Origin of the sequence: Dietzia sp. CW19 (assembly GCF_014145265.1) — a bacterium.
GTDB classification, from domain to species: Bacteria; Actinomycetota; Actinomycetes; order Mycobacteriales; family Mycobacteriaceae; genus Dietzia; species Dietzia natronolimnaea.
The window spans coordinates 1,811-5,892 of sequence record NZ_JAALEE010000385.1; the positions used below are offsets into that span (position 1 = coordinate 1,811).

Annotated in this window: 5 protein-coding genes; 3 read left to right on the forward strand and 2 right to left on the reverse strand. The window is 66.1% G+C overall.

Annotated elements, in window-relative coordinates:
- Positions 1-276 precede the first annotated feature (276 nt).
- Positions 277-555: a WhiB family transcriptional regulator gene (locus G6021_RS11790; protein ID WP_179523730.1), complete on the forward strand. Its 279-nt coding sequence runs from the start codon at positions 277-279 to the stop codon at positions 553-555.
- Positions 556-576: 21 nt separating this feature from the next.
- On the opposite strand, the gene G6021_RS11795 is transcribed toward G6021_RS11790, so the two are convergent.
- Positions 577-1,059, reverse strand: coding sequence for a hypothetical protein (locus G6021_RS11795; protein WP_182641357.1), 483 nt, complete (start codon positions 1,057-1,059; stop codon positions 577-579).
- A 2-nt stretch (positions 1,060-1,061) separates the two neighbouring features.
- Complete coding sequence (locus G6021_RS11800; protein WP_182641358.1) at positions 1,062-2,300, reverse strand: fatty acid desaturase; 1,239 nt, start codon at positions 2,298-2,300, stop codon at positions 1,062-1,064.
- Between the two features lie 97 nt (positions 2,301-2,397).
- Between G6021_RS11800 and G6021_RS11805 the strand changes: the two genes are divergently transcribed.
- Together G6021_RS11805 and G6021_RS11810 are read left to right on the forward strand one after the other, a co-directional pair.
- Positions 2,398-3,132, forward strand: coding sequence for an amino acid ABC transporter ATP-binding protein (locus G6021_RS11805; RefSeq protein WP_095718777.1), 735 nt, complete (start codon positions 2,398-2,400; stop codon positions 3,130-3,132).
- A gap of 94 nt (positions 3,133-3,226) precedes the next feature.
- Entirely contained in the window at positions 3,227-4,042 is an 816-nt protein-coding gene (locus tag G6021_RS11810; RefSeq protein WP_182641359.1) for a glutamate ABC transporter substrate-binding protein, read from the forward strand.
- Positions 4,043-4,082: the final 40 nt, after the last annotated feature.

Sequence of the window (4,082 nt, forward strand, 5' to 3'; positions counted from 1 at the left end):
GCGGGGCGACGACGGCCCGGTTCGGCAGCTGACGAGGCCCACTTCCGCCACTCGTCTCAGCAGATGAAGAGTCGGCCCCGGAGAATTTCCGAACTTTAACCTCTGGCCACAGGCTCCGAAAAGCGCAGCCCCCGTCGACTTTTGCCGAGAAAGGTTAGCCTACGCTCGCTAATTTCCGTTTGACCTCGCCGCGTCGACTGTCAGGATGGAGTCAACCGCGTTCTGAACATCCAGGGCTCATGGCAGGGCACTTCAGCGTCGCGGGAAGGAGGCGCCGTGCCCAGATACAGGAACCTCGAACCCACTGCGGAGTTCTGGTCGTGGCGGGACGATGCCGCCTGCATCGATCTCGAAGACCTGTTCTACAGCGCAGAGGACGAATCGAAGGGCGAACGCCGTCGCAAGGAGGAGAGGGCCAAGGCCGTCTGTCAGGGCTGCCCGGTGTTTGACCCGTGTCGGCAGTTCGCCATGGAATCGAAGGAACTCTACGGGGTCTGGGGTGGGACGACCGAGTCCGAACGGCACGCCATGGCGGGCCGACACCGGACCGGCTGACACCGGCCGACCCCGCGGAGGTCAGAGATTCTCCCGCGGGGTCGCCTCATGACCCGTGGTGCCCGCGGACCGGTTCCGCTCCTTGAGTTCGGCCTCGTAGACGTGGCGACGCCCGTCGGTGACCTCGTCCCGGACGGCCTTGCTGACCTCTCGGGCAGTGGTCCAGAATCCGTCGTCGAACTCCTCGACCATCTGGAACGTCCACCGCCCGTGGAGGACGTTCACCCCGACCATCTCGGTCCGGATCAGCTCCGCGAGCTCGGTCCGGCCGACCGCCTCCAGCTGATCCGCGGCCTGCTGGTAGAGGATGTCCGCGCGCCCGATCAGCTGGTGCAGGTCGTAGAGGTGGCCACGGGCCCGCTCGACGTACTCCAGTGCCTCGGTGGCGGTGCCTGCGGCCTCCACCTCGGCATCGGTCGCGCCGGGGGGTCGCCGATGCGTCTCGTCGACGCTCGGCGTCCGGTCTCCGCCGGCAGCCCCTTCGTCCCCCCGGTCGTCCGCCACCGTCAGACCGTGCGGGTCAGGCGACGGAGCTGGTTCGGGGCGGTCCGGTGCTTCAGGGCGGTGACCAGGCCCGACCGGGGGCCCGCGTGATCGTCGTAGGTCCGCGGCTCACCCTCGAACATGCGCTCCGACCTGGTTTCCGGCGCGTCGTCCGTGGTGGCCTTGAGGAAGCGGTCGGGCAGCGAGAGCTTGGCGATCGTGCGCCACGACTGCCAGTACTGCTTGTAGAGCGGACCCGTCGTGTACGGCAGATCCCAGCGACGGCAGACGTCCTGGACCTTCTCCGAGATCTCGCCGTACCGGTTGGACGGGATGGTGGGGAAGAGGTGGTGCTCGATCTGGTAGGAGAGGTTGCCCGACATGAAGTGGGTGAGCTGGCTTCCGGTGAAGTTGGCGGAGCCGAGCATCTGACGCAGGTACCACTGCGCCTGGGTCTCCTCGGAGAGGTCCTCCAGGGTGAACTTGTCCGCACCGTCCGGGAAGTGCCCGCAGAAGATCACGGCGTTGGACCACAGGTTCCGGATGACGTTGGCGGTGGCGTTGGCCGCCATCGTCGACTTCCAGTTGGGGCCCGACAGGAGCGGGAACCATACGTAGTCCTTGCCCACCTGACGGCGGGCCTTGCGCAGGAACTGCCCGATGCGCCGCTTCTGCTCGGCCCGGCCGGACGAGTTGATGGTGCCCGGCGCGATCTCGAGGTGCTGGACCCCCACGCCCCACTGGAAGGTGAACGCCAGGATGGTGTTCCACACCAGGTTCAGCGAGTACGCCGGGTTCCACGGCTGGTCACGCGTCACACGGACCACGCCGTACCCGACGTCGTCATCCATCCCGATGATGTTGGTGTACGTGTGGTGGTGATGGTTGTGAGTGGCCTTCCAGTGCTCGGAGGTGCCCACGATGTCCCACTCCCAGGTGGTGGAGTGGATGATCGGGTCGTTCATCCAGTCCCACTGCCCGTGCATCACGTTGTGGCCGAGCTCCATGTTCTCGATGATCTTGCCCGCGGCCAGCATCCCGGTCCCCACCAGCCACGCCGGGCGGTACCCGGAGAAGAGGAGGACCGCCCGGCCACCGGCCACCAGTCCGCGCTGGAGACGGATCGTGTTCTGCACGTACCGGCGGTCGGATTCGCCGAGCGAGTCCACGACTTCCTGGCGGATCGCGTCGAGTTCCTCACCGATCGCCTCGACGTCCTCGGCGGAGAGATGGGCGTATTCCTTCACGTCTGATATCGCCATGGGTTGACGGTACGGAGGGTCGGTGAGGTTGTCGACCGGAAAGGTCCAATCGGCGAGTCGATCCTCGATGAATCCTCAGCCGCCTATGATCCCTCCCATGGCACTCGTCGAGATCTCAGGCGTGAACAAGCACTTCGGTGACTTCCAGGCGCTCAAGGACATCACCATGTCCATCGATCAGGGCGAGGTCATCGTCGTGATCGGCCCCTCGGGCTCGGGCAAGTCGACGCTGTGCAGGGCGATCAACAGGCTCGAGACCTTCGAGTCGGGCTCGATCACCATCGACGGCAAGGAACTGCCGGAGGAGGGCAAGGCGCTCGCCAAGCTCCGTGCGGACGTCGGCATGGTCTTCCAGTCGTTCAACCTGTTCGCGCACAAGACGATCCTCGAGAACGTCACCCTCGGCCCCATCAAGGTGCGCAAACAGTCCAAGGCCGTCGCGGAGAAGCGGGCGATGGAACTGCTGGAACGGGTGGGTGTCGAGCACCAGGCGTCCAAGTACCCGGCCCAGCTCTCGGGTGGTCAACAGCAGCGTGTCGCCATCGCGCGGTCCCTCGCGATGGACCCCAAGGTCATGCTCTTCGACGAGCCCACCTCCGCCCTGGACCCGGAGATGATCAACGAGGTCCTCGACGTGATGACCGGGCTGGCGAGGTCCGGGATGACCATGGTCGTGGTCACCCACGAGATGGGATTCGCGCGCAAGGCCGCCGACCGCGTCATCTTCATGGCCGACGGGGAACTGGTCGAACAGGCCACCCCTGAGGATTTCTTCACCAACCCGCAGAGCGCCCGTGCCAAGGACTTCCTGTCCAAGATCCTGACCAACTGAGTCGGCTCGGGTCCGCTCACCACCCCCGAACCGGGCCCCCGTTCCAGAATCACCTCCCCCAGATCTCGACCCACCCATTTCACGAGGAGAACACATGAACTTCCGACGGATCGGATCGGCCGCAGCGGCGGTCACCCTGGCTCTCGGCCTGGCCGCGTGCGGGAACGATGACGGGGGCGAGAACCAGCTCCGGATCGGCATCAAGTTCGACCAACCGGGCCTGGGGCTGAAGGTGGGCAACGACTACAACGGGCTCGACGTCGACGTGGCCACCTACGTGGCCGAGAAGCTCGGCACCCCCGCCGAGGACATCGAGTGGGTCCAGGCACCGAGCGCGCAGCGCGAGACCCTCCTCGAGACCGGGCAGGTGGACATGATCGTGGCCACCTACTCGATCACCGACTCCCGCAAGGAGAAGGTCGACTTCGCCGGACCGTACTTCGTCGCCGGCCAGGACCTCCTGGTCCGTGCGGACGACGACAGCATCACCGGGCCGGAGTCGCTCGACGGCAAGCGTCTGTGCTCGGTCTCCGGGTCGACCTCGGCGCAGAACGTCCAGGAGGAGGTCCCGGGGGTCAACCTCCAGGAGTTCGGCACCTACTCCGAGTGCGTCTCGGCACTGGTCTCCAACGCGGTCGACGCGCTCACCACGGACGACACGATCCTCGCGGGTTACGCCGCCCAGGACCAGTACCAGGGCCAGCTCAAGGTGGTCGGCTCCCCCTTCTCCGAGGAGCTCTACGGGATCGGTATCCAGAAGGGCGACACGGAGAAGTGCGAGCAGATCAACGAGGCCATCCGCGAGATGATCTCCGACGGCAGCTGGGACGCGGCCGTCGAGGAGAACCTCGGAGCGGCGGGCTTCGAGCCGGGAGAGGGCAACCCGCCCAACCCGGACGCCTGCGCCTGATCTGACCTGACAACTCCTCCGCGCCACCGGTGAACGGTGG

Bases quoted from the DNA above. Each gene is read 5' to 3' on its own strand.
- G6021_RS11800 (WP_182641358.1), bottom strand. From the start codon at position 2,300: ATGGCGATATCAGACGTGAAGGAATACGCCCATCTCTCCGCCGAGGAC.
- G6021_RS11805 (WP_095718777.1), top strand. From the start codon at position 2,398: ATGGCACTCGTCGAGATCTCAGGCGTGAACAAGCACTTCGGTGACTTC.
- G6021_RS11810 (WP_182641359.1), top strand. From the start codon at position 3,227: ATGAACTTCCGACGGATCGGATCGGCCGCAGCGGCGGTCACCCTGGCT.